At 54.9% G+C, this 25,906-nt stretch carries 23 protein-coding genes and 6 tRNA genes; 13 read left to right on the top strand and 16 right to left on the bottom strand.

Annotation, left to right across the window (positions count from 1 at the left end):
• Positions 1-255: 255 nt before the first annotated feature.
• The gene (alaE, locus tag HVX72_RS04905) at positions 256-705 is read left to right on the top strand and encodes an L-alanine exporter AlaE (protein ID WP_042288498.1); all 450 of its coding nucleotides are present in this window, start codon (positions 256-258) and stop codon (positions 703-705) included.
• 32 nt (positions 706-737) lie between these two features.
• On the opposite strand, the gene HVX72_RS04900 is transcribed toward alaE, so the two are convergent.
• Positions 738-1,082 (bottom strand): DUF2002 family protein, encoded by a 345-nt coding sequence (locus HVX72_RS04900; protein ID WP_042288502.1) that lies wholly within the window; start codon positions 1,080-1,082, stop codon positions 738-740.
• Between the two features lie 162 nt (positions 1,083-1,244).
• On the opposite strand from HVX72_RS04900, the gene HVX72_RS04895 reads away from it, so the two are divergent.
• The 8 genes from HVX72_RS04895 to proX all read left to right on the top strand — a co-directional run bounded on the left by HVX72_RS04895 (position 1,245) and on the right by proX (position 9,268).
• Complete coding sequence (locus tag HVX72_RS04895; protein ID WP_042288505.1) at positions 1,245-1,571, top strand: DUF883 domain-containing protein; 327 nt, start codon at positions 1,245-1,247, stop codon at positions 1,569-1,571.
• A 338-nt stretch (positions 1,572-1,909) separates the two neighbouring features.
• Entirely contained in the window at positions 1,910-2,155 is a 246-nt protein-coding gene (gene nrdH, locus HVX72_RS04890) for a glutaredoxin-like protein NrdH (protein ID WP_042288508.1), read from the top strand.
• A complete protein-coding gene (gene nrdI, locus HVX72_RS04885; RefSeq protein WP_042288511.1) occupies positions 2,152-2,562 on the top strand; it encodes a class Ib ribonucleoside-diphosphate reductase assembly flavoprotein NrdI in 411 nt (136 codons plus the stop codon). The genes nrdH and nrdI overlap by 4 nt, the downstream gene beginning before the upstream one ends.
• The gene (nrdE, locus tag HVX72_RS04880; RefSeq protein ID WP_060569139.1) at positions 2,535-4,679 is read left to right on the top strand and encodes a class 1b ribonucleoside-diphosphate reductase subunit alpha; all 2,145 of its coding nucleotides are present in this window, start codon (positions 2,535-2,537) and stop codon (positions 4,677-4,679) included. Before nrdI ends, nrdE begins: the two co-directional genes overlap by 28 nt.
• 10 nt (positions 4,680-4,689) lie before the next feature.
• Positions 4,690-5,649, top strand: a complete 960-nt coding sequence (gene nrdF, locus HVX72_RS04875) for a class 1b ribonucleoside-diphosphate reductase subunit beta (RefSeq protein ID WP_042288515.1) — start codon at positions 4,690-4,692, stop codon at positions 5,647-5,649.
• 354 nt (positions 5,650-6,003) lie between these two features.
• A complete protein-coding gene (gene proV, locus HVX72_RS04870) occupies positions 6,004-7,206 on the top strand; it encodes a glycine betaine/L-proline ABC transporter ATP-binding protein ProV (RefSeq protein WP_060569138.1) in 1,203 nt (400 codons plus the stop codon).
• Positions 7,199-8,263 (top strand): glycine betaine/L-proline ABC transporter permease ProW, encoded by a 1,065-nt coding sequence (gene proW / locus HVX72_RS04865; protein ID WP_042288519.1) that lies wholly within the window; start codon positions 7,199-7,201, stop codon positions 8,261-8,263. Before proV ends, proW begins: the two co-directional genes overlap by 8 nt.
• A 9-nt stretch (positions 8,264-8,272) precedes the next feature.
• Complete coding sequence (proX, locus tag HVX72_RS04860; RefSeq protein ID WP_042288521.1) at positions 8,273-9,268, top strand: glycine betaine/L-proline ABC transporter substrate-binding protein ProX; 996 nt, start codon at positions 8,273-8,275, stop codon at positions 9,266-9,268.
• Between the two features lie 52 nt (positions 9,269-9,320).
• Here proX and HVX72_RS04855 read toward each other — a convergent pair whose 3' ends face one another.
• Positions 9,321-10,721, bottom strand: coding sequence for a DUF1996 domain-containing protein (locus HVX72_RS04855; RefSeq protein ID WP_181822646.1), 1,401 nt, complete (start codon positions 10,719-10,721; stop codon positions 9,321-9,323).
• A 211-nt stretch (positions 10,722-10,932) separates the two neighbouring features.
• Here HVX72_RS04855 and HVX72_RS04850 point away from each other — a divergent pair, with 211 nt between their 5' ends.
• From HVX72_RS04850 to emrB, 4 genes are all read left to right on the top strand, one after another.
• A complete protein-coding gene (locus HVX72_RS04850; RefSeq protein ID WP_181822645.1) occupies positions 10,933-12,117 on the top strand; it encodes an MFS transporter in 1,185 nt (394 codons plus the stop codon).
• A 381-nt stretch (positions 12,118-12,498) separates the two neighbouring features.
• Positions 12,499-13,029, top strand: a complete 531-nt coding sequence (gene mprA / locus HVX72_RS04845) for a transcriptional repressor MprA (RefSeq protein WP_042288528.1) — start codon at positions 12,499-12,501, stop codon at positions 13,027-13,029.
• Positions 13,030-13,152: 123 nt separating this feature from the next.
• A complete protein-coding gene (emrA, locus tag HVX72_RS04840; protein ID WP_042289046.1) occupies positions 13,153-14,325 on the top strand; it encodes a multidrug efflux MFS transporter periplasmic adaptor subunit EmrA in 1,173 nt (390 codons plus the stop codon).
• Positions 14,326-14,341: 16 nt separating this feature from the next.
• A complete protein-coding gene (emrB, locus tag HVX72_RS04835; protein ID WP_042288532.1) occupies positions 14,342-15,880 on the top strand; it encodes a multidrug efflux MFS transporter permease subunit EmrB in 1,539 nt (512 codons plus the stop codon).
• 101 nt (positions 15,881-15,981) lie between these two features.
• On the opposite strand, the gene luxS is transcribed toward emrB, so the two are convergent.
• The 14 genes from luxS to recA all read right to left on the bottom strand — a co-directional run bounded on the left by luxS (position 15,982) and on the right by recA (position 25,906).
• The gene (gene luxS / locus HVX72_RS04830) at positions 15,982-16,497 is read right to left on the bottom strand and encodes an S-ribosylhomocysteine lyase (RefSeq protein ID WP_060569134.1); all 516 of its coding nucleotides are present in this window, start codon (positions 16,495-16,497) and stop codon (positions 15,982-15,984) included.
• Between the two features lie 149 nt (positions 16,498-16,646).
• Positions 16,647-18,203 (bottom strand): glutamate--cysteine ligase, encoded by a 1,557-nt coding sequence (gene gshA, locus HVX72_RS04825; protein ID WP_060569133.1) that lies wholly within the window; start codon positions 18,201-18,203, stop codon positions 16,647-16,649.
• 76 nt (positions 18,204-18,279) lie between these two features.
• Positions 18,280-18,708: a YqaA family protein gene (locus HVX72_RS04820; RefSeq protein ID WP_042288542.1), complete on the bottom strand. Its 429-nt coding sequence runs from the start codon at positions 18,706-18,708 to the stop codon at positions 18,280-18,282.
• Positions 18,705-19,271 carry a fructose-1-phosphate/6-phosphogluconate phosphatase gene (gene yqaB, locus HVX72_RS04815; protein ID WP_181822644.1) on the bottom strand — a complete coding sequence of 189 codons (567 nt, stop codon included), beginning with the start codon at positions 19,269-19,271 and terminating at the stop codon, positions 18,705-18,707. The genes HVX72_RS04820 and yqaB overlap by 4 nt, the downstream gene beginning before the upstream one ends.
• 269 nt (positions 19,272-19,540) lie before the next feature.
• Positions 19,541-19,617: transfer RNA gene (locus HVX72_RS04810), tRNA-Arg, on the bottom strand.
• A gap of 62 nt (positions 19,618-19,679) precedes the next feature.
• Positions 19,680-19,756: transfer RNA gene (locus HVX72_RS04805), tRNA-Arg, on the bottom strand.
• A 62-nt stretch (positions 19,757-19,818) separates the two neighbouring features.
• Positions 19,819-19,895: transfer RNA gene (locus HVX72_RS04800), tRNA-Arg, on the bottom strand.
• 194 nt (positions 19,896-20,089) lie between these two features.
• Positions 20,090-20,166: transfer RNA gene (locus tag HVX72_RS04795), tRNA-Arg, on the bottom strand.
• Between the two features lie 194 nt (positions 20,167-20,360).
• Positions 20,361-20,437 (bottom strand) — tRNA-Arg (locus HVX72_RS04790).
• 3 nt (positions 20,438-20,440) lie between these two features.
• Positions 20,441-20,533 (bottom strand) — tRNA-Ser (locus HVX72_RS04785).
• A gap of 304 nt (positions 20,534-20,837) precedes the next feature.
• Positions 20,838-21,023 (bottom strand): carbon storage regulator CsrA, encoded by a 186-nt coding sequence (gene csrA, locus HVX72_RS04780; RefSeq protein ID WP_000906486.1) that lies wholly within the window; start codon positions 21,021-21,023, stop codon positions 20,838-20,840.
• A gap of 363 nt (positions 21,024-21,386) precedes the next feature.
• Entirely contained in the window at positions 21,387-24,014 is a 2,628-nt protein-coding gene (alaS, locus tag HVX72_RS04775) for an alanine--tRNA ligase (protein WP_060569427.1), read from the bottom strand.
• Positions 24,015-24,229: 215 nt separating this feature from the next.
• Positions 24,230-24,730 (bottom strand): recombination regulator RecX, encoded by a 501-nt coding sequence (gene recX / locus HVX72_RS04770; protein ID WP_042288556.1) that lies wholly within the window; start codon positions 24,728-24,730, stop codon positions 24,230-24,232.
• 114 nt (positions 24,731-24,844) lie between these two features.
• On the bottom strand, positions 24,845-25,906 hold the full coding sequence (gene recA, locus HVX72_RS04765) for a recombinase RecA (protein ID WP_042288561.1): 1,062 nt from the start codon (positions 25,904-25,906) through the stop codon (positions 24,845-24,847).

The following is a 25,906-nucleotide window of genomic DNA, read 5'->3' as shown; positions in this document are numbered from 1 at the left end:
TGCCGTCAGGCATTTTATAATAACCCACTGATTTTTAATGATTTCCACTCTACGAACAACAAAAACTCCACGCAACGCGCTAAACGCGCCGCCGCAGAGTATTTTATCGACAAAAAGCCACAAAATAAAAAGATTTCTCTAGTTGATAGTTACAAGGCAGCCATATAATCTATCATTAAGCGAAAACACCGTCCAAAACCACTACGCAAAGCTTGTTTGCTATCGATTTTATCCTCTTTTGACAGGAGCATTAGCATGTTCTCACCGCAGTCACGCTTACGTCATGCCGTCGCTGACACGTTTGCGATGGTTGTTTATTGTTCTGTTGTGAACATGTTGATTGAGATCTTTCTTTCCGGGATGACCTTTGAACAGTCTCTGTCATCGCGACTGGTCGCTATTCCGGTTAATATTCTGATCGCCTGGCCGTACGGTATGTATCGCGATCTGTTTATGAAAGGCGCGCGCCGTTTAAGCACCGCGGGCTGGATGAAAAATCTGGCGGATGTGCTGGCGTATGTAACCTTTCAGTCGCCGGTATACGTAGCGATCCTACTGACAGTGGGTGCAGACTGGCACCAGATTACGGCAGCGGTGAGTTCGAATATCGTGGTATCGATGATGATGGGGGCGGTGTATGGCTATTTTCTCGATTACTGCCGCCGACTGTTTCGGGTTAGCCGTTACCAACAGATCAAAGCCTGAAGCGTGAGCGACTGGCCTTGCCAGTCGCTCAATTATTTAGCCTCGCCAAACAGCCCATTTAAATATCGCTCAAGCGCAATACGCGAACTAAAGCCGTGCGGAATACCGTAATGTTCATGGGTCTCGCCGGCTAAATAAAGCGGAAAATGCTGGTAATGATCGCAGGTTTTTATTTCCGACGCAGGTTCCGCCAGCGATGAACTGCGCTCTTTCAGGGTAGGATGAATCACCAGCGCCGTGCGTCCCATGCGCGCTTCACGATTCACATAAACATAATTTTCGCCACGTCGATAACCGTACGCTTTCTGTGTCACCACATCGACGGTAAACCCCACTTTTTCAAGTACGCGCGCCACCTCGTCAGGTCGTAAATACATATATTTTCCTCGTTATCTTTTACTGCGGGCTTACCTTACCTGATTCAGCATTAGCAACGCTTTCAGAAAAGTCCATAAACACGCGATAACGCCGTGATGCGTCTCAGAAGTTAAAAATATGAACTAAACTGAAAAGCGACATCGAAATCACTGGAGGATCATATGTTTAACAGACCGAACCGCAACGATGTAGATGAAGGCGTGCAGGATATTCATAATGACGTCAACCAGTTAGCGGATAGCCTGGAAGCCGTGCTGAAGTCATGGGGTAGCGATGCGAAGGACGAAGCGGAAGCCGCGCGGCGTAAAGCGCAGGCGCTGCTGAAAGAGACCCGCGCGCGGATGCAGGGTCGTACCCGCGTTTCGCAAGCTGCACGTGACGCCGTTGGCTGCGCCGATACCTTTGTACGTGAGAAACCGTGGTGCAGCGTCGGAACGGCGGCGGCCATTGGGATCTTTGTTGGCGCGCTGTTAAGCCTGCGTCGCTAACCGCGTGACGCTTGTCCGGCCTGCCTGCACAGTGGGCCGGATAAGATTTCCCCCCGTTGCTCTACCGCCCTCCTCCCCTTTTGCCCCTTTAACATCGACGCCAGCGACCGAGCGCCTTTAACGTCAATGACCCACTGGATACCGCCATTCGACTCACTTGCGCCCATAGCAGCCCATTCCCGCTGAGCTCATCATCAGGACCACCATCAATCGGAATTTCCCATATCTTGTATGGTTGAAACTTATTTCAACTACATCTAGTATTCCCTTTATCAACTCACACTCAACCGACGCGTCACATCGCGCCGTTCTTTTCATTCTAAATGGAAATACGAATCATGCGCATTACTATTTACACTCGCAATGACTGTGTTCAATGCCACGCCACGAAACGGGCGATGGAAAGCCGGGGCTTTGACTTTGAGATGGTAAATGTCGACCTGGAACCCGACGCTGCGGATACGCTGCGCGCACAGGGCTTTCGCCAACTGCCAGTCGTCATTGCAGGAGACATCAGTTGGTCGGGATTCCGCCCGGACATGATCAACCGCCTGCATCCGGAACCGCGCGTGGCCAGCGCATGAACCCGCTCGTCTACTTCTCCAGCAGCTCCGAAAATACGCACCGTTTTATCCTGCGTCTGGGGCTGCCCGCCATTCGCATTCCGCTGAATGAACGCGAGCGTATCCGGGTAGACGAGCCGTACATTCTGGTAGTGCCCTCCTACGGGGGCGGCGGTACGGCGGGGGCGGTCCCCCGGCAGGTGATCCGCTTTTTAAACGATGAACACAACCGGGCGCTCATTCGCGGCGTCATTGCCTCGGGCAACCGCAACTTTGGTGAAGCCTACGGTCGCGCAGGCGACGTGATCGCCCAAAAATGCGCCGTTCCCTGGCTTTATCGCTTTGAGCTAATGGGTACGCCAGCCGACATTGAGAACGTCCGAAAAGGAGTAAGCGAATTTTGGCAACGACAACCGCAGAACGCGTAATGCAGGAAAAACGGGACTACCACGCGCTGAACGCGATGCTCAATCTGTACGATAAAGCAGGCCGTATTCAGTTCGAAAAAGACAGCGAGGCGGTGGATGCTTTTTTCGCCGCCCACGTTCGCCCTAACGCCGTGACGTTCAGCAGCCAGCAGGAACGACTCGACACGCTTGTTAACGAAGGCTATTACGATAGCGGCGTGTTGAGCCGCTACGATCGCCGGTTCGTGCTGGATTTGTTTGCCCACGCTCACGCCAGCGGTTTTCGCTTTCAAACCTTTCTCGGGGCGTGGAAGTTTTACACCAGCTATACGCTGAAAACCTTCGATGGCAAACGCTATCTGGAAGACTTTGAAGACCGGGTGGTGATGGTGGCGTTGACGCTCGCTCAGGGGGATGAAACGCTGGCCACGCGGCTAACCGACGAAATGCTCTCGGGGCGCTTTCAGCCCGCCACGCCGACCTTTTTAAACTGTGGAAAGCAGCAGCGTGGCGAACTGGTTTCCTGCTTCCTGCTGCGCATCGAAGACAATATGGAATCGATTGGCCGGGCGGTGAACGCCGCGCTCCAGCTATCAAAACGCGGCGGCGGCGTGGCGTTTCTGCTCTCTAACCTGCGGGAAGCGGGCGCGCCGATTAAGCGCATTGAGAATCAGTCCTCAGGGGTGATCCCGGTAATGAAGATGCTGGAAGACGCGTTTTCTTATGCCAACCAGCTCGGCGCGCGTCAGGGGGCGGGGGCGGTGTATTTGCATGCGCATCACCCGGATATCCTGCGCTTTCTCGATACCAAACGCGAAAACGCCGATGAAAAAATTCGCATCAAAACGCTCTCACTCGGGGTGGTGATCCCGGACGTGACCTTTCGGCTGGCAAAAGAGAACGCGCAAATGGCGCTGTTTTCTCCTTATGACGTGGAGCGCATCTACGGCAAACCGTTCGGCGATATCGCAGTTAGCGAGCTTTACGATGAGCTGGTCGCCGACGCGCGGGTGCGCAAAACATACATTAACGCCCGCGACTTCTTCCAGACGCTTGCGGAAATTCAGTTCGAATCCGGCTATCCGTACATCATGTTTGAGGATACGGTAAACCGCGCGAACCCCATTGCTGGCCGTATTAATATGAGCAACCTGTGCTCGGAAATTTTGCAGGTTAACAGCGCTTCCACCTATGATGAAAATCTCGACTACGCGCAGGTCGGCCACGACATTTCCTGCAATCTTGGCTCGCTGAATATCGCTCATACTATGGATTCGCCAGACATCGGGCGCACCGTGGAAACGGCTATCCGCGGCCTGACAGCGGTATCCGATATGAGCCACATCCGTAGCGTGCCGTCGATAGAGGCGGGCAACGCCGCGTCACATGCGATCGGGCTTGGGCAAATGAACCTGCACGGGTATCTGGCGCGCGAAGGCATTGCCTACGGCTCACCGGAAGGGCTGGATTTCACCAATCTTTACTTCTACACCATCACCTGGCATGCGCTAAACACCTCGATGCTGCTGGCGCGAGAGCGCGGTCAGACCTTTGCCGGATTCTCACAATCGCGTTACGCCAGCGGTGAATATTTCACCCAGTATTTGCAGGGCAACTGGCAGCCGAAAACAGAGAAAGTTCGCGCGCTGTTCGCCCGCAGCGGCATTACCCTGCCGACGCGCGAAATGTGGCAACAATTGTGCGACGACGTGATGCGCTACGGCATTTACAACCAGAATTTACAGGCGGTGCCGCCCACCGGCTCGATTTCGTACATTAATCATGCGACTTCCAGCATTCATCCGATTGTCTCGAAGGTGGAGATCCGCAAAGAGGGCAAGACCGGGCGCGTTTACTACCCTGCCCCGTTTATGACCAATGAAAACCTGGCGATGTATCAGGATGCGTATGAGATCGGCCCGGAAAAAATCATCGACACCTATGCCGAAGCGACGCGCCATGTGGATCAGGGGCTGTCGCTGACCCTGTTTTTCCCGGACACTGCGACCACTCGCGACATTAACAAAGCGCAGATTTACGCCTGGCGAAAAGGCATTAAGTCGCTGTATTACATCCGGCTGCGCCAGCTGGCGCTGGAAGGCACTGAAATTGAAGGCTGCGTCTCGTGCGCACTGTAAGGAGAGCGGAATGACATTAACACGCGTGAGCGCCATTAACTGGAACAAGATTCAGGATGACAAAGATCTGGAGGTGTGGAATCGCCTGACCAGCAACTTCTGGTTGCCGGAAAAGGTGCCGCTGTCGAACGATATTCCGGCATGGCAAAGTTTAAGCCCGGCGGAGCAACAGCTCACTATCCGCGTCTTTACCGGGCTGACGCTGCTCGACACCATTCAGAATATCGCTGGCGCGCCGTCGCTGATGGCCGATTCCCTCACCCCACACGAGGAGGCGGTGCTGTCGAACATCAGCTTTATGGAAGCCGTGCATGCCCGCTCCTACAGCTCAATCTTCTCGACGCTCTGTCAGACGAAAGATGTCGATGCCGCCTACGCGTGGAGTGAAGAAAACGCGCCGCTCCAGCGCAAAGCGCAGATTATTCTGGCGCATTACGCCCACGGCGAGCCGCTGAAAAAGAAGATTGCCAGTGTTTTTCTTGAGTCTTTTCTGTTCTATTCCGGCTTCTGGCTGCCAATGTATTTCTCCAGCCGCGGCAAACTGACCAACACCGCCGATCTGATCCGCCTCATCATCCGAGACGAGGCGGTGCATGGCTATTACATAGGCTATAAGTACCAGAAAGGGCTGGAGAAACTGCCGGAACCGACGCGTGAAGAACTGAAGAACTTCGCGCTGGATTTACTGATGGATCTGTACGACAACGAAGTCCGCTATACCGAAGAACTGTATGCCGACACCGGCTGGGCGGAGGACGTGAAAGCGTTTCTCTGCTACAACGCCAATAAAGCGCTGATGAACCTCGGCTATGACGCGCTGTTTCCGGCAGAGATGGCGGAGGTTAACCCGGCGATTCTCGCGGCGCTGTCGCCAAACGCGGATGAAAACCATGACTTTTTCTCCGGTTCAGGCTCGTCCTACGTCATGGGCAAAGCCGTCGAAACCGAAGATGAAGACTGGAATTTTTAACGCAAATTATCTTAAAAATAGCCCGACAGTTTTCGGGTAAATATTTTTTACGGATCGCGTTTTTATCACACAAATATCGTCGAGTGAACTACACTCATTCACTGATGCCTTATTCGCCTGAATGCTTCCTCATCCAGGCGAATTTTGCCTGTGCGTGTCAACAAATATCATTTTTTTACACTTGCGATCAGCCCTTATATCACGGGGAATTCCGGCAAATTCCCCCTGGGGCTATTTCACCAATTCACACATTCAGGGTTGTCTCAGATTCTCAGTATGTTAGGGTAGAAAAAAGTGACTATTTCTATCAGGTAACATATCGACATAAATAAATAACGGGAATCTTTCTATTGCATGGCAATTAAATTAGAAGTTAAGAATCTATACAAGGTATTTGGAGAGCATCCGCAACGCGCCTTCAAGTATATTGAAAAAGGACTTTCGAAAGAGCAAATTCTGGAAAAAACAGGGCTATCGCTTGGCGTAAAAGACGCCAGTCTGGCCATTGAAGAAGGCGAGATATTTGTCATCATGGGATTATCCGGTTCGGGTAAATCCACAATGGTACGCCTTCTCAATCGCCTGATTGAACCCACCCGCGGACAGGTACTGATCGACGGCGTGGATATTGCAAAAATATCCGAAGCTGAACTTCGCGAGGTGCGCAGAAAAAAGATTGCGATGGTCTTCCAGTCATTTGCGCTGATGCCGCATATGACCGTGCTGGATAATACGGCTTTCGGCATGGAATTAGCCGGCGTCTCCGCCGAGGAACGCCGGGAAAAAGCGCTGGACGCCTTACGCCAGGTCGGTCTGGAGAATTACGCGCACGCCTGGCCGGACGAACTTTCCGGCGGCATGCGTCAGCGTGTTGGTCTGGCCCGCGCCTTAGCCATTAACCCTGACATTTTATTAATGGACGAGGCCTTCTCAGCCCTCGACCCGTTAATTCGTACCGAAATGCAGGATGAACTGGTAAAACTGCAGGCAAAACATCAGCGCACAATTGTGTTTATTTCCCACGATCTCGACGAAGCGATGCGCATTGGCGACCGTATCGCCATTATGCAAAATGGCGAAGTGGTCCAGGTCGGTACGCCGGACGAAATTCTCAATAATCCGGCCAATGATTATGTGCGCACATTCTTCCGTGGCGTTGATATTAGCCAGGTGTTTAGCGCGAAAGATATTGCCCGTCGCAGTCCGGTGGGGCTGATTCGTAAAACGCCAGGTTTCGGCCCGCGTTCGGCACTGAAATTATTGCAGGATGAAGACCGGGAATTTGGCTATGTAATTGAGCGCGGAAATAAATATGTGGGTGTGGTTTCCATCGACTCATTAAAAAGCGCATTAAGCCAGACTCAGGGGATCGAAGGCGCGTTAATTGACGAACCGCTGGCCGTTGATGCGCAAACTCCGCTTAGCGAGTTGCTCTCTCATGTTGGACAGGCGCCGTGCGCGGTGCCGGTTGTCGATGAAGAACAACAGTATGTCGGCATCATTTCAAAACGCATGCTGCTACAGGCTTTAGATCGCGAGGGGGCAAATAATGGCTGATCAATCGAATCCGTGGGATACCGCACCAGCGGCCGATAGCGCCGCTCAGTCCGCCGACGCCTGGGGCTCGGCGGCCAGCACGCCGACCGACGGCGGTGGCGCAGACTGGCTGACCAGCGCGCCCGCACCGGCGCCAGAGCATTTTTCTATTCTGGATCCGTTCCATAAAACCCTGATCCCGCTCGACAGCTGGGTCACGCACGGGATCGACTGGGTCGTAACCCATTTCCGTCCCGTTTTCCAGGGCATACGTGTCCCGGTGGATTACATTCTTAACGGCTTTCAGCAACTGTTGCTGGGTATGCCTGCGCCGGTAGCGATTGTTATTTTCGCCCTGCTCGCCTGGCAGATCTCCGGCGTTGGGATGGGCGTGGCGACGCTGATCTCGCTGATCGCGATCGGTGCGATCGGCGCCTGGTCGCAGGCGATGATTACCCTGGCGTTGGTACTGACCGCCCTGCTGTTCTGCGTGGCGATTGGCCTGCCGATGGGGATCTGGCTGGCGCGCAGTCCGCGCGCGGCGAAGATCGTCCGGCCACTGCTCGACGCCATGCAGACCACGCCGGCGTTCGTGTACCTGGTGCCGATTGTGATGCTGTTCGGTATCGGCAACGTGCCAGGCGTGGTAGTGACCATTATCTTTGCGCTGCCGCCTATTGTCCGTCTGACGATTCTTGGCATCAACCAGGTGCCGGCGGACCTGATCGAGGCATCACGTTCGTTCGGCGCCAGCCCGCGGCAGATGCTGTTTAAGGTTCAGTTACCGCTGGCGATGCCGACCATTATGGCTGGCGTCAACCAGACGCTGATGCTGGCGCTGTCGATGGTGGTTATCGCCTCGATGATTGCCGTCGGCGGTCTGGGTCAGATGGTGCTGCGCGGTATTGGCCGTCTCGATATGGGGCTGGCGACCGTCGGCGGGGTGGGGATTGTGATCCTCGCCATTATTCTTGACCGCCTGACTCAGGCCGTCGGTCGCGATTCCCGCAGTCGCGGCAACCGTCGCTGGTATACCACCGGCCCTGTCGGGTTACTTACCCGCCCATTTACAAAATAAGGAACAACGATGCGACATAGCGTACTTTTTGCCACAGCGTTTGCCACCCTTGTCTCTACCAGCACGTTCGCGGCTGACCTGCCGGGCAAAGGCATTACCGTTCAACCGGTACAGAGCACCATCACCGAAGAAACTTTCCAGACGCTGCTGGTGAGCCGCGCGCTGGAAAAACTGGGTTACACCGTCAGCAAGCCGAGCGAGGTCGACTATAACGTCGGCTACACCTCCATCGCCTCTGGCGATGCCACCTTTACCGCCGTGAACTGGCAGCCGCTGCATGATGATATGTATGCCGCAGCAGGCGGCGACAAGAAGTTTTATCGCGAGGGAGTCTTTGTTACCGGCGCGGCGCAAGGGTATCTGATCGATAAGAAAACCGCCGAGCAGTACAACATCACCAATATCGCCCAGTTAAAAGATCCGAAGATTGCAAAGATTTTTGACACCAACGGCGACGGAAAAGCGAACATGATGGGCTGCTCGCCGGGCTGGGGCTGTGAAGCAGTAATTAATCACCAGAACACAGCGTTCGATCTGGAAAAAACCGTTGAGGTCAGCCACGGTAACTATGCGGCGATGATGGCCGACACCATCACCCGATTTAAAGAGGGCAAACCGATTCTGTATTATACCTGGACGCCATACTGGGTGAGCGACGTTATGAAGCCGGGCAAAGATGTGGTCTGGCTGCAGGTGCCGTTCTCTTCCCTGCCTGGCGAGCAGAAGGACATTGATACCAAATTGCCTAATGGTGCGAACTATGGCTTCCCGGTGAACACCATGCACATCGTCGCCAACAAAGCCTGGGCCGAGAAAAACCCGGCGGCGGCGAAACTGTTCGCGATCATGAAGCTGCCGCTGGCGGACATCAACGCGCAAAACGCGATGATGCATGCGGGTAAAGCCTCAGAAGCCGACGTTCAGGGTCATGTGGACGGCTGGATCAAAGCCCACCAGCAGCAGTTTGACGGCTGGGTGAACGACGCGCTGGCCGCACAGAAGTAAGGTTTACCTCTTGCCGGATAAGGTGCTCAGGCCCCTTATCCGGCACAGGCAATTATCTCTCCGGCGTCTTTTTATAGCCCGTCAGCATGAGCACCAGGCTTTCCCGTGAGTCTGCATTGTTGAACTGATAATGATTCCCCTGGCGATCGCCGCCGATATACCACGCGATTTCCGTTTTCCCCTCGGCCAGCGCCTTGCGCACGGCTTTGTCCACGTCCACCATCCGGTATTCTTTCGCGTTATTAAGATACAACACGGCATCTGAACGATAGTGACAGGCCGGGCGATTTTGCCAGGTGACACTGTGCGGATCCCAGTCGCTACTGGTCGGGTAGAAAAAGATTTGATCCGCGCCGTTGCTCTCGACCTTGCCGCCATAAATACGGATGCGATATTTAAACAATGACGGATCCTGCCCCGCCGGTAGCGCCGGGATCGCGAATTTCACCAGCGTCATGGTTTCCGGGTTATGCGTGCGCCCGCCGTTTTGCCAGTTATCCTGAATCAGCAGCTTTTCCGCCGCATTGGTTACTGTCTCCGGCTGCTCGCTGCTGATCCACGTCGCCACTGCCTTTTCATAGCGATACGGTACGTTCAGCCCGCAGTCCATACCGTTGTTCATGCACAGTTCCGTCATAAAGCGCGCGCCGTCCTCCGTCCAGCCGTTCATAAAGTCGGCATGTGCGGTGTAGATGCTTCCCCAGCGTTCTTCACGCTCGTCGCCGTTCATGATCGGGTCGAGAGAAAGCTGCGCTTTTGCGGTGTCCAGCGACGTAATTCCCGGGATCACATACGCCACGTTCATGTTTACCGTCGGGATTTTCACCGGATAGCCGGACGGACACTGACCGTTGCTGTCATAGGCGGCGTTTGGCATACCATGACCGGGTTTCAGGTGAATACCGTCCCAGCAGTCTGGAAACTGGATGCCAATGTTGAACTGTACCGCGTCCCCCGCTTTACGCAGACCGCATACTTCTCCGGCTTTGGTTGTATAGCCTTTCCCGTTGGCGCACAAAAAAGTAATGCGGGGATTTGGCGCCGCGCCGTGGTGATCGCCCGCCAGCAGTGAAAGTCCCGCCGGAAACGGATGTAGCGGATACTCTGTCGTATTTTTGGCCTGATAGTAGGTTTTTTGATAGGCAGGCGGCACTACCGTCCCGTTCGGCAATTTCAGCGACGGGGCCCAGTACGCGGAGCTGTCCGCTTTATTATCGCAAGTGGTTTCTTCCTTCGCCCGCAGCGTCGGGTAAGTGGATACCGCATCGGTATGGGTATTACCGAAGAAGTCATGCCACATCGCCTGGTTCGGCATGCCAAACATCATGATGGCGTCATCGCCCAGCGTGTGGCTGTAGCCGCATACCACATGCGCCTGCGGTGCGGCATACGCGGGCGCTATTGCGGCGGTCATCAATAGGGAAAGTCCTGTCAACGTCGTGCTCAGTTTCATCGTCATCTCCTGTGATGAAAAAGAACATTGGTAACAGAGCGACGCGCCGCCACCGAACGCTTTCGCGACCGATTTTCTTCAGTTTGTCGGTTTTCCCCTACGCTTCGTGAAAAACGCACAATCGATCACCTCGCGATGTGCCAACAATCATTGACTTCCGCTATGATTGATTCCCCTGGAAATCATCACCTGACTGACGATAACAAACATAATGACAAAAAATACTCACCCGCTTAGCCCGGCGCTGATCGTGCTTATGTCGGTAGCGACGGGCCTGGCGGTTGCCAGCAATTATTATGCGCAGCCGCTGCTCGACACCATCGCCAACAATTTCTCTCTTTCTGCCAGCTCTGCGGGATTTATTGTCACCGCCGCACAGTTGGGCTATGCCGCCGGCCTGCTGTTTTTAGTGCCGCTTGGCGATATGTTTGAGCGCCGGACGCTGATTGTCTCGATGACGCTGCTGGCCGCAGGAGGAATGCTCATTACCGCCAGTAGCCAGTCGCTGACGATGATGATCCTCGGCACCGCGCTAACCGGACTGTTTTCGGTGGTCGCCCAGATTCTGGTGCCGTTGGCGGCGACCCTCGCCACACCGGACAAGCGTGGTAAGGTGGTCGGCACGATTATGAGCGGATTGTTGCTCGGTATCCTGCTGGCGCGGACGGTGGCGGGCTTACTTGCCAGTCTCGGCGGCTGGCGCACCGTATTCTGGGTAGCCTCTGCGCTTATGGCGCTGATGGCTGTCGCCCTGTGGCGCGGCTTGCCAAAAATGAAGTCAGAGACGCATCTCAATTATCCGCAATTGCTCGGTTCGGTATTCAGCCTGTTTACCCGCGATAAATTGCTGCGCACGCGCGCGCTGCTGGGTTGTCTGACCTTCGCCAACTTCAGCATCCTCTGGACATCAATGGCCTTTTTATTGGCGGCGCCGCCGTTCAGCTATTCCGAAGGGATGATAGGCCTGTTTGGGCTGGCGGGCGCCGCGGGGGCGCTGGGCGCGCGTCCGGCGGGCGGCTTCGCCGATAAGGGACATTCTCATCTCACCACCACCTACGGTTTGCTGTTGCTGCTGCTTTCCTGGCTCGCTATCTGGCTGGGGCACGCCTCGGTACTGGCATTGATCGTCGGGATTCTGGTGCTGGATCTCACGGTGCAGGGCGTACACATTACCAACCAGACGGTGATTTACCGGCTCTACCCGGATGCCCGTAACCGGCTTACCGCAGGCTATATGACCAGCTATTTTATCGGCGGCGCCGCCGGTTCGTTAGTTTCAGCCTCTGCCTGGCAACATGCCGGATGGGCAGGCGTGTGCCTGGCGGGAACCACCGTTGCCGTACTCAACTTGTTGGTCTGGTGGCGAGGATTTCATCGACAGGAAGCCGCAAATTAATCGGTTAGCGAGCGTTTACCTCTGTTTCGGCTCCTTAGGGTGTTAAGGAGCCCCCCAGTCTGTTAAGGTTATAGCAATCATTTACCCTGGTTATTTTAACATTGGTGATATCGCATAAATTTCTATGGAAAGCCCCACTCCCCTTTCCGAACCCAACCCGGCGCCATGCATGGAAGAATTCACCGAAAGCTTATCCACCGTCATGAGTAACCTGCCCGCCGCGTTTTCCTATCCCCATTGTCGGGTGCCCTGAGCTACGGATTAGCCTCAGAGGCGCTGGCGATTTTATAACCCGTAAGAATCATTTTGCTTTAATAATACATTTACTTTATTTGTCACTGTCGTTACTATATCGGCTGAAATTAATGAGGTCATGCCCAAATGGATAGTTCGTTTACGCCCATTGAACAAATGCTAAAGTTTCGCGCCAGCCGCCACGAAGACTTTCCGTATCAGGAAGTGTTGCTCACCCGTCTTTGCATGCACATGCAGGGCAAGCTGCTGGAAAACCGCAATAAAATGCTGAAGGCTCAGGGGATTAACGAGACGTTGTTTATGGCGTTGATTACGCTGGAGTCTCAGGAAAACCACAGCATTCAGCCTTCTGAACTGAGTTGTGCACTGGGTTCGTCCCGTACTAACGCAACGCGTATCGCGGATGAACTGGAAAAGCGCGGCTGGATAGAACGCCGCGAAAGCGACAACGATCGCCGTTGCCTGCACCTGCAGTTGACCGAAAAAGGCCACGAATTTCTGCGCGAGGTGTTACCGCCGCAGCATCACTGCCTGCACCAGCTGTGGTCCTCCCTTAGCACCGCAGAAAAAGATCAGCTTGAGCACATCACCCGTAAGCTTCTGACGCGTCTCGATCAGATGGACCAGGATGGCGCCATTCTTGAGGCGCTGAGCTAACGCGTCGACTCGCTCAATAATCCAGATTAAGAAAGAAAACTGACTGGCCAGCACCCGCGCGTGCTGGCCTTTCTGATAAACAGTTCGGCCAAGCCGACAAAAAATAAGATCGTGGAGAACAACATGAGCGCAAATGCGGAGATGCAAACCCCGCAGCAACCGGTCAAAAAGAAAAGCAAACGTAAAAGTACGCTGATTCTGCTGACCTTGCTCTTTATCGTTATTGCCGTGGCATATGGGATCTATTGGTTTTTAGTATTGCGTCATTTCGAAGAAACGGATGATGCGTACGTGGCAGGGAACCAGGTTCAAATCATGGCGCAGGTATCCGGCAGCGTGACGAAAGTCTGGGCGGATAACACGGACTTTATCAAACAGGGCGATGTCCTCGTCACCCTCGACCAGACGGATGCGAAGCAGGCGTTCGAAAAGGCGAAGACCGCGCTGGCCTCCAGCGTTCGTCAGACGCATCAGTTGATGATCAACAGCAAACAGTTGCAGGCGAACATTGACGTGCAAAAAACCGCCCTCGCCCAGGCGCAAAGCGACTTTAAACGTCGCGTGCCGCTGGGTAACGCCAACCTGATTGGTCGCGAAGAACTGCAACATGCCCGCGACGCGGTTGCCAGCGCCCAGGCGCAGCTTGACGTCGCCATACAGCAATATAACGCGAATCAGGCGATGATCCTGAACAGCAAGCTCGAAGATCAGCCTGCTGTTCAGCAGGCGGCGACCGAAGTGCGTAATGCCTGGCTGGCGCTTGAACGTACGCGGATCGTTAGCCCGATCACCGGTTATGTCTCTCGACGCGCCGTACAGCCCGGCGCTCAGATCAGCCCGACAACGCCGTTGATGGCCGTTGTTCCGGCCACGAATCTGTGGGTCGACGCCAACTTTAAAGAAACCCAACTGGCGCATATGCGTATCGGCCAACCGGCAACGGTGGTCAGCGACATTTACGGCGATGACGTTAAATACACGGGTAAGGTCGTCGGTCTCGATATGGGGACAGGCAGCGCTTTCTCCCTGCTGCCCGCGCAGAACGCGACCGGCAACTGGATCAAAGTGGTACAGCGTCTACCGGTTCGTATCGAACTGGACGAGCAGCAGTTAGCCCAGCACCCGCTGCGCATTGGTTTATCTACGCTGGTGACCGTCGATACGGCTAACCGTGACGGACAGGTACTGGCAAGTACCGTGCGCAGCACACCGGTTGCGGAAAGTAACGCTCGCGAGATCGACCTTGCGCCGGTAAATAAACTGATCGAAGAGATTGTGCAGGCCAACGCCGGCTAATTCCGAGGTGCGTGTTATGCAACAGCAAAAACCGCTGGAGGGCGCGCAGCTCGTCATCATGACGATTGCGCTGTCGCTGGCGACATTCATGCAGGTGCTGGACTCCACCATTGCTAACGTGGCGATCCCCACCATCGCCGGGAACCTCGGCTCCTCCCTGAGCCAGGGAACGTGGGTGATCACCTCCTTCGGGGTGGCGAACGCCATCTCGATTCCTATTACGGGCTGGCTGGCAAAGCGCGTCGGGGAAGTGAAACTGTTCATGTGGTCTACGGTGGCGTTTGCCATCGCCTCGTGGGCATGCGGCGTCTCCAGCAGCCTGAACATGCTGATCTTCTTCCGCGTGGTTCAGGGGATCGTCGCCGGGCCGCTGATCCCACTCTCCCAGAGCTTACTGCTGAATAACTACCCGCCCGCCAAACGTTCTATCGCGCTGGCGCTGTGGTCGATGACCGTCATCGTCGCACCGATCTGCGGCCCGATTCTGGGTGGCTACATCAGTGACAACTACCATTGGGGCTGGATCTTCTTCATCAACGTCCCCATCGGGATCGCGGTGGTGCTGATGACGCTGCAAACCCTGCGCGGTCGCGAAACCCGTACTGAGCAACGACGGATTGACGCCATCGGTCTGGCGCTGTTGGTGGTGGGTATCGGGAGCTTGCAGATTATGCTCGACCGGGGCAAAGAGCTGGACTGGTTCGCCTCGCAGGAGATCATCATTCTGACGGTGGTGGCGGTGGTCGCCATTAGCTTCCTGATTGTCTGGGAGCTGACCGACGATAACCCCATTGTCGATCTCTCGCTCTTTAAGTCGCGCAACTTCACTATCGGCTGTTTGTGTATCAGCCTTGCCTACATGCTTTACTTCGGGGCGATTGTGTTGCTACCGCAGCTTTTGCAGGAGGTCTACGGCTATACTGCGACGTGGGCGGGTCTGGCCTCGGCGCCCGTTGGGATAATCCCGGTGATCCTGTCGCCGATTATTGGCCGCTTCGCGCATAAGCTGGATATGCGCAGACTGGTGACGTTCAGCTTCATTATGTACGCCGTCTGCTTCTACTGGCGCGCCTACACGTTTGAGCCGGGAATGGACTTTGGCGCTTCGGCCTGGCCGCAGTTTATCCAGGGCTTCGCGGTGGCCTGTTTCTTTATGCCGCTGACCACCATCACGCTGTCGGGACTGCCGCCTGAACGCCTGGCGGCGGCATCAAGTTTGTCGAACTTTACGCGAACGCTGGCAGGCTCCATTGGCACCTCGATCACCACAACCCTGTGGACCAATCGGGAATCAATGCACCATGCGCAGTTGACCGAGTCGGTGAACCCGTATAACCCGAACGCCCAGGCAATGTACGATCAGCTTCAGGGCATGGGGATGACGCAGCAGCAGGCGTCGGGCTGGATTGCCCAGCAGATCACTAACCAGGGACTGATCATCTCGGCCAACGAGATTTTCTGGATGTCGGCAGGCATCTTCCTGATATTGCTTGGCCTGGTCTGGTTCGCCAAACCGCCCTTCGGCGCAGGTGGCGGTGGCGGCGGCGCGCACTGATTAAAAAGGCCAGTTCAGATGAACTGGCCTTTTTTATGCCGGGCGGCGTTTATCCGTGGTCGACCGGGTAAGGCGCGTAGCCTTGCTATCCGGCAACGGAACTAGATATGCAGCTCCTGCAATTTTTCTTTCGGCAGCGCCAGTTCTTCGTTGCTGTTGACGCGAACGTCGCGCTCCAGAATGTGGCGGGCAATCTCCTGCGCTTCGCTCAGGGAATGCATCTGGTACGTGCCGCATTGATAGACGTTCAGTTCCGGGATCTGATTCTGATCCTGCACTTTCAGTACGTCAGCCATCGCCGCTTTCCACGCATCCGCCACGCGCTGCTCGTCTGGCGTACCGATCAAACTCATGTAAAACCCGGTGCGGCAGCCCATCGGCGAGATGTCGATAATCTCAACGCCGTTACCGTTGAGGTGATTACGCATAAAGCCTGCAAACAGATGCTCCAGCGTGTGGATCCCTTTCTCCGGCATCACCTCTTTGTTGGGGATGCAGAAACGCAGGTCAAACACGGTAATTGCGTCGCCGTGCGGGGTGTTCATCGTTTTCGCAACGCGGACGGCAGGTGCTTCCATCCGGGTATGATCGACAGTGAAGCTATCTAACAACGGCATTTAGCCACCTCCGATATTATTTTTTAAAATAAACTGAACTCTTCGTTTCGGGGCGAGTCTGAGTATATGAAAGACGCGCATTTGTTATCATCATCCCTGATTTCAGAGATGAAATTTTGGCCACTCACGAGTGGCCTTTTTCTTGTCTGTCAGGCCTGTTTTTCCAGCCAGCGTTCAAAGGGTTCGCTGTCCGCCGCTTCCACCTCACGTTGACGCCGTAAAGATGCCTCGCGTTCAGCGATAAACTCTTCTTCCTGCAAGATCTCCAGCGGCTCTTCGCGCAGCACATTACGCCAGGCTTCGCCCAGCGCTTTACCGGTGCCGCCAATCCCGTTGTCGATCATCGAACGCAGGATCCGCGCCGAAAACGTCAGTTCCGGGTTATCAAAACAGGCGACCAGTTCGTCGCACACTTTCTGATAATCCTCTCCACCGTGAATGCTGTCCAGCGTTTGCGCTACGCGTTTGAGATCGCGGAACAGATCTTTTCCGACTTTCGTCAGCGGGAACTGCGCGGTTTCGCAGCCAATCCCCAGCGTCAGCCCCGGCTTGCGCCCTTCCAGGATCACCCGATTCCAGTTGGTACGCGTACACTGCAGCTCGCCGCTGCTCATCTCCGGCGCGTCGGCCAGCACGCACCAGACCATGAACAGATCGAGGAAACGCACCTGTTGCTCGTCAACGCCAATTGGCGAGAAGGGATTGATATCCAGCGAGCGAACTTCAATGTATTCAATGCCGCCGCGCAGCAGTGCGTCTGAAGGCGACTCTCCGCTACGGGTCACGCGTTTGGGACGGATTGGCGCATACAGCTCATTTTCGATTTGCAGCACGTTGCTGTTGATCTGCAGTCGCTTACCGTCTTTCTCGATACCAATGGCCGCGTATTCTTCTGACGGCGTTTTGATCGCGCGTTTCAATCCTGCCACATAGTCGTGCAGATCGTTAAACGTAATACCGAGATTACTTTGCGATTTATTGGTATAGCCGAGATCGCTCAGACGCAGCGAGGTCGCGTACGGCAGGTAGTACATGCCGCAGTCGGTTTTCTCGAAGGGCAGCGTGGTCGGTTTCCCCTGCAGGAAGGAAGAACAGATCGCCGGCGACGCGCCAAACAGGTACGGAATGACCCAGCCGAAGCGATAGTAGTTGCGGATCAGGCGAAAATAGCCAGCCGAGATTTTCTCTTTTGCCGCTTCGCCGTCCATCTCGCCGCACTTCGCCTGCCAGAACGCCATCGGCAGGGAAAAGTTATAATGCACGCCGGAGATCGTCTGCATTAGCGCGCCGTAACGGTTTTTCAACCCTTCGCGGTACAGTGTTTTCATCCGCCCGACATTCGAGGTGCCGTATTGCGCCAGTTCGATATCCTGCCCTTCCGCGATGTAACAGGGCATACTCAGCGGCCACATGCGCTCATCGCCCAGTTTTCTGGCGGTGTAGCGGTGCAGATCGCGCATGAACGTCAGCATATGCTGAATGTCACCGTCCACCGGCGTAATGAATTCCAGCAGCGCTTCGGCAAAATCCGTGGTGATCCATTTATGCGTCAGCGCCGAGCCCAGCGCTTCCGGATGCCCCGTTGTCGCCAGGGTACCGTCAGCATTCACGCGCAGCGTTTCGCGCTCCAGCCCGCGCTGTATGCCTTTTAGAGCCTGAGGATGTCTTTCCAGCCAGGTCAGAGCCTGTGATACGTCCGGGATCAAATTGACCTCCCGCCTGTCAAAATCGTTTTAATTAGCATAATTGTAGTGGTTGCCCTGAAGGCTATTCCAGGCACAATTAGTGCCACCATAAAGAGCCCTGAATGGTTGCAGCCGCGACGACAATATAGCGCAGCGCTTTGCCAAGGCATAAAAAAAAGAGCACTGGTCCCCACGGGAGGCGCATCCACCCCGCTAACAGGCACAGTAAATCGCCCACTACCGGCATCCAGCTTAATAATAGTGCCACCGCGCCATAGCGGTTAAGCCAGCCTGTTGCTTTCTCCTGCCAGCGCGATGTTTTGCGTAGCGGAAAGAAACGCCCAAGGATAACGTTAGTTAGCCCTCCAAGGCTATTACCCATTGTTGCTGTTATGACTAAGACCCAGGGATGAGAAATCCCGGAAAGCAGCATGGCAACCAGAACGACCTCAGAGTTGCCAGGCAACAGCGTCGCACTGAGAAAACTGCTGGCGAACAAAGAGAAGAGCGACAGTACGTCACTCACAGCAAACGCACATCCACGACATCCATGCCTGCGGCGCGTGCTGCCTGCACGCCAAAATCAGCGTCTTCAAATACCACACAGCGAGCCGGAGGCACGCCCATGCGTTCTGCGCAAAGAAGAAAGGTATCCGGCGCCGGTTTATGGCGCAGTACGTGGTCAGCGGCAATCACGGCGTCAAAATAACGACGCAGGCCCAGGTGCGCCAGCAATGCTTCGGCAACGGCGCTTTCACTGCCGGTGCCAACCGCCATCGGACGACGACCATGCCATGCCTTCACAACGTCGACCAACGGCAAGGGTTCGACGCTGTCGAGCAACATGCGTTTTACCGCCGCGGTTTTTTCTTGCGCCAATGCGTGCGGATCGAGGTCCGCCTGGTTCAGTTCAATGATCGCCTGCGCGATACGCCAGGTCGGTGAACCGTTAAGCGCGATCATCGCCTGAAGATCGAAATGCATACCGTAACGGCCTAATACTTCGTCCCACGCCTTACGGTGTGTCGGCTCAGTATCCAGGATGGTGCCATCCATATCGAAAATCAGACCCGCATAACGTTCGTACATTGTGTTCTCGCAAACCGTAGAAACCAGACGTTATTTTATCGTAATGGCGGGATTTTGTCGCTGACGGCGAAAGTGAGGATTGTTCAGGGAAGAAGAAACAATTAAAACGGGAAGTATGGGGATTATCTCAGAGAAGATGGTGCATCCGGGAGGATGACTCGGCTGCGCCTCGCCCTTCGGGCCATTGCTTAAGCAACGTTATCCTCCCTGGTGCTTACGGTAAATCCGCAGCCCCTGAAACAACAGCGTGGTTATTGTTTCGGAGAAGATGGTGCATCCGGGAGGATTCGAACCTCCGACCGCTCGGTTCGTAGCCGAGTACTCTATCCAGCTGAGCTACGGATGCATCGGAAAACTTGCTTTACTGCCGATACTGATATGACGGCTGGCGTTATATCAAGCAAGGAATGGTGCATCCGGGAGGATTCGAACCTCCGACCGCTCGGTTCGTAGCCGAGTACTCTATCCAGCTGAGCTACGGATGCATCGGAAAACTTATTTTACTGCCGATATTGATATGACGGCTGGCGTTATATCAAGCAAGGAATGGTGCATCCGGGAGGATTCGAACCTCCGACCGCTCGGTTCGTAGCCGAGTACTCTATCCAGCTGAGCTACGGATGCATCGGAAAACTTATTTTACTGCCGATATTGATATGACGGCTGGCGTTATATCAAGCAAGGAATGGTGCATCCGGGAGGATGACTCGGCTTCGCCTCGCCCTTCGGGCCGTTGCCTGGGCAACGTTATCCTCTCTGGTGCTTGCGGTAAATCCGCAGTCCCTGAAACAACAGCGTGGCTATTGTTTCGGAGAAGATGGTGCATCCGGGAGGATTCGAACCTCCGACCGCTCGGTTCGTAGCCGAGTACTCTATCCAGCTGAGCTACGGATGCATCGGAATACTTGCTTTACTGCCGATACTGACACGACAACTGACGTTGTATCAAGTAAGAGATGGTGCATCCGGAAGGATGACTCGGCTTCACCTCGCCCTTCGGGCCGTTGCTTAGGCAACGTTATCCTCCCTGGTGCTTGCGGTAAAACCGCAGCCCCTGAAACAACAGCGTGACTATTGTCTCGGAGAAGATGGTGCATCCGGGAGGATTCGAACCTCCGACCGCTCGGTTCGTAGCCGAGTACTCTATCCAGCTGAGCTACGGATGCAAATGGCGGTGAGGCGGGGATTCGAACCCCGGATGCAGCTTTTGACCGCATACTCCCTTAGCAGGGGAGCGCCTTCAGCCTCTCGGCCACCTCACCACACGCCTCTTACGAGTGCGTCGAAGAACATGTTTCTGCTCATCGTCGCTGCGTGGCGCACATATTACTTTCTGGGACTTATAAGTCAAACAATTTTTCCTGCGCTTTTATCGTTTGCACACTTCACGCTCAATTAGTCTGCAAAAACGGCAAAAAGGGTGTTTTATCAACAAACAAATCGGTTTATATGGACTCTGGCTGCCCCGACAACCCCAGGAACACGCTCAGATGATAGAGATAGAAAACAAGGAAAACACAGGAAGGACAGGTTGCGTCTCACCCATCCAGATGAGACGCGGAAACCTTAGTAACTGGACTGCTGGGATTTTTCAGCCTGGATACGCTGGTAGATCTCTTCACGATGGACAGAAACTTCTTTCGGGGCGTTTACGCCGATGCGTACCTGGTTGCCCTTCACCCCTAAAACTGTCACGGTGACCTCATCGCCAATCATGAGGGTCTCACCAACTCGACGAGTCAGAATCAGCATTCTTTGCTCCTTGAAAGATTAAAAGAGTCGGGTCTCTCTGTATCCCGGCATTATCCATCATATAACGCCAAAAAGTAAGCGATGACAAACACATTACATGTAAGCAGTCACGGCATCACATTCTGTTAAACCTAAGTTTAGCCGATATACACAACTTCAACCTGACTTTATCGTTGTCGACAACGTTGATGCAAACGCCGCGGAGTACCTGTCCGCGGCATCGGCTAACGCTTATACACCTCATCCTTCAAGCTGCCTCTGCGTTGGCAGCGCGCATTTTCCCCGGTCGCCTACTCGCTGTTCGCTCCCGGGACGCATTCACTTGCCGCCTTGACGTAGCATGAATGATTTTGTGTATATATTTTATAGTTTTGCGCTGACCCAGGCTTGCACACTGGCTAACGCTGCAGGCAGAGCAGCCGCGTCCGTACCACCGGCTTGCGCCATGTCCGGACGACCACCACCCTTACCGCCCACCTGCTGAGCGACCATACCTACCAGTTCCCCTGCTTTGACACGGTCGGTCACGTCCTTAGACACGCCAGCAATCAGAGAAACCTTACCTTCTGCCGCCGTAGCCAGCACGATAATGGTGGAACCCAGCTGATTTTTCAGATCATCAACCATGGTACGCAACATTTTCGGCTCGACGCCGGCAAGCTCACTCACCAACAGCTTAACGCCATTGATATCAACCGCCTTGCTGGAAAGATTCGCACTTTCCTGCGCGGCAGCCTGTTCTTTCAGCTGCTGAAGCTCTTTCTCCAGTTGACGGGTACGTTCCAGTACGGAACGAACTTTATCGCCCAGATTCTGGCTGTCGCCCTTCAGCAGATGCGCAATTTCGCTTAAACGATCGCTTTGAGCGTGAACGGAGGCAATGGCGCCTTCACCCGTTACCGCTTCGATACGACGAACGCCCGCTGCGGTACCCGACTCGGAAACAATACGGAACAAGCCAATGTCACCGGTGCGACTGGCGTGCGTACCACCGCAAAGCTCGGTAGAGAAATCGCCCATGCTCAGCACGCGAACACGCTCGTCATATTTCTCACCAAACAGCGCCATCGCGCCTTTCGCTTTAGCGGCGTCCAGATCCATCACATTTGTTTCCACCGGCAGGTTACGGCGGATCTGCGCATTCACCAGATCTTCGACCGCACGAATCTCCGACGGTTTCATCGCTTCGTTATGAGAAAAATCAAAACGCAGCAGTTTGTCGTTCACCAGCGAACCTTTCTGCGCAACGTGCGTGCCCAAAACCTGGCGCAGCGCGGCGTGCATCAGGTGCGTCGCCGAGTGATTCAGACGAATACGATCGCGACGCGCTTCGTCCACGTCAGCCTGTACTGCATCGCCCACTTTCAGAGAACCCGCAGACAACGTGCCGAGATGACCGATCGCCTGACCATATTTTTGCGTGTCGCTGACAGCAAAGGCAAAGCCTGCGCCTTTCAGTTCGCCTTTATCACCAACCTGACCGCCGGACTCGGCATAGAATGGCGTCTGGTCCAGAACCACAACCGCGTCCTGACCGGCGTTGATTGCGTCAACCGCTTTGCCATCCACAAACAGTGCGGTGACCTTGCCGTTCAGTTCCAGATGGTCGTAGCCTTTAAACTCAGATGCGCTGTCTACGCGGATCATCGCGTTATAGTCAGCGCCAAAGCCGCTGGCTTCACGGGCGCGACGCCGTTGTTCTTCCATCGCCGCTTCAAAACCCGCTTCATCCACTTTGATGTTGCGCTCGCGACAAACGTCTGCCGTCAGGTCAACCGGGAAGCCGTAGGTATCGTACAGACGGAAAGCCGTTTCACCGTCCAGCGTGTCGCCCGTCAACTTCGCCAGTTCTTCGTCCAACAGCGCCAGACCGCGCTCCAGAGTACGGGCAAATTGCTCTTCTTCGGTTTTCAGCACCTGCTCAACCTGAGCCTGCTGGCGCTTCAATTCTTCACCCGCCGATCCCATGACGTCAATCAGCGGACCGACCAGCTTGTAGAAGAACGTCTCTTTCGCGCCAAGCATGTTGCCATGGCGCACCGCACGACGAATGATGCGGCGCAGCACGTAGCCGCGGTTTTCGTTCGACGGCATCACGCCATCGGCGATCAGGAATGCGCAGGAACGAATGTGGTCGGCGATAACGCGCAGCGACTTGTTGCTCAGGTCGGCGGCGCCGGTCACTTTCGCCACCGCCTCAATCAGCGTGCGGAACAGGTCGATTTCATAGTTCGAGTTAACGTGTTGCAGAACCGCGGCAATACGTTCCAGCCCCATACCGGTATCGACTGACGGCTTCGGCAGCGGCTCCATTGTGCCGTCAGCCTGGCGGTTAAACTGCATAAAGACGATATTCCAGATCTCAATGTAGCGATCGCCGTCTTCTTCCGGGCTGCCCGGAGGCCCCCCCCAAATGTGATCGCCGTGGTCGTAGAAGATCTCGGTGCACGGACCGCATGGACCGGTATCACCCATCTGCCAGAAGTTGTCGGACGCATAGGCCGCACCTTTATTGTCGCCAATGCGAATAATGCGTTCGCGTGGAATACCGACTTCTTTTTCCCAGATTTCATAGGCTTCGTCGTCTGTTTCATAGACGGTCACCCACAGACGCTCTTTCGGCAGGGCGAACCAGTTTTCACCGGTCAGCAGTTCCCATGCATACTGGATGGCATCGTGTTTGAAATAGTCGCCGAAGCTGAAGTTGCCCAGCATTTCGAAGAAGGTGTGGTGACGCGCAGTGTAACCGACGTTTTCCAGGTCATTGTGCTTACCGCCCGCGCGCACGCAGCGCTGGGAAGTGGTCGCGCGGGAATAATTACGCTTGTCGAGGCCAAGGAAAACATCCTTGAACTGATTCATCCCGGCGTTGGTAAACAACAAAGTGGGGTCATTGTTTGGTACCAGGGAGCTGCTGGCAACTACCTGATGTCCCTTACTATGGAAAAAGTCGAGAAACGCCTGACGGATCTCAGCGGTGCTCTTGCTCATAATTATCCTGAAATCAAGCTACACGTCATCTTTCAAACCGCCTCTGTACTGGCTGCGAGCTTCCTCGCCTGCCGCCCTGATGCGGCTTGAATGACGTTGTGTATTTAAGGAATATTCGTCGCGAACGCAGGTTACCGCAAAGCAACCCACGCCCGAACGGAAAAAGTGGGAATAAGATAAGTTTTCTTTAGTGGGAAGTAAAATCCCGTATGCGCTCAATCGTCAAAATTTCGCCATATCTCCTGGATATCCTCCATCAGATAGCCGCGATAGAGTAGAAAGCGCTGTATTTTTACCTTTTCTGAAAATGCCGCGGGCAGCGGTTCGCCGTATTTGCGGGTAGCCTGATCGCGCGCGAGGGTACACCAGTCAATTTCACATTCGCGCAGCGCCTTTTCGATAGCTTCCCGGGCAATGCCTTTCTGGTTGAGTTCCTGGCGGATGCGCGCCGGGCCATACCCTTTCCGGCTACGGCTGGCGATAAAGCGCGAAACGAAGCGGCTGTCATCCAGATACCCGTGCTCATGGCACCAGGCTACCACCCGTTCGTAATCCTCTGCCGTGGCCTCAATCTCCTCGGGGCCGTTTTTCCCCATGACCGGCGCGGCCAGTTTGCGGCGTAACTCCTGTTCGCTGTGATCGCGCACAGCCAGAATGCGGACAGCGCGATCGAGCAGGCGGGCATAAACGGGTCGGCGTGGTGTCGGTTCGCTCATAACTCCCTTCAGATTCAGCAATGCAAAAGGGCCGCATAAATGCAGCCCTTGAGTGTAACTTAACCTTTTGCCGAATGGCGGTTTCGCGCGATCCGGCTTACGGTCGCCTGAAGATTAAAAATCTTCGTTGGTTTCTGCAACACCTTCACCGTCATCAACGGAGAAATCTGGCGTTGAGTCCTGGTTGTTGAGCAGCAGCTCGCGAACCTTTTTCTCGATCTCTTTCGCGGTAGCCGGATTTTCTTTCAACCAGGCGGTCGCATTCGCTTTACCCTGCCCGATTTTCTCACCGTTGTAGCTGTACCAAGCACCGGCTTTCTCAATCAGCTTCTCTTTGACGCCCAGATCAACCAGTTCGCCATAGAAGTTGATGCCTTCACCGTAGAGGATCTGGAACTCTGCCTGTTTGAACGGTGCGGCGATTTTGTTCTTCACCACTTTCACGCGGGTTTCGCTACCCACCACGTTATCGCCCTCTTTCACCGCGCCGATACGGCGGATGTCCAGACGAACAGAGGCGTAGAATTTCAGCGCGTTCCCCCCGGTTGTGGTTTCCGGGTTACCGAACATAACGCCAATTTTCATACGGATCTGGTTGATGAAGATCAGCAGCGTGTTGGACTGCTTCAGGTTACCCGCCAGCTTACGCATCGCCTGGCTCATCATACGCGCCGCGAGGCCCATGTGAGAGTCGCCGATTTCACCTTCGATTTCCGCTTTCGGCGTCAGGGCCGCGACGGAGTCGACAACGATAACGTCTACAGCGCCAGAGCGCGCCAGCGCATCACAGATTTCCAGCGCCTGTTCGCCGGTGTCCGGCTGAGAACACAGCAGGTTGTCAATATCAACGCCCAGCTTGCGCGCATAGATTGGATCCAGCGCATGTTCCGCATCGATAAACGCACAGGTTTTCCCTTCACGCTGCGCAGCGGCAATCACCTGCAGCGTCAGGGTGGTTTTACCGGAAGATTCCGGCCCGTAGATTTCGACGATACGGCCCATTGGCAGACCGCCCGCGCCGAGTGCGATATCCAGAGAAAGCGATCCGGTCGGGATGGTTTCCACATCCATAGAGCGGTCTTCACCCAGACGCATGATGGAGCCTTTACCAAATTGCTTTTCAATTTGGCCCAGTGCTGCCGCCAACGCTTTCTGTTTGTTTTCGTCGATAGCCAT

Origin of the sequence: Citrobacter sp. RHB21-C05, from assembly GCF_013889015.1 — a bacterium.
Classification (GTDB): Bacteria; Pseudomonadota; Gammaproteobacteria; order Enterobacterales; family Enterobacteriaceae; genus Citrobacter_A; species Citrobacter_A sedlakii.
The sequence above is the reverse complement of the archived record's forward strand: the minus strand, read 5'-3'. Positions and strand labels throughout refer to the sequence as shown.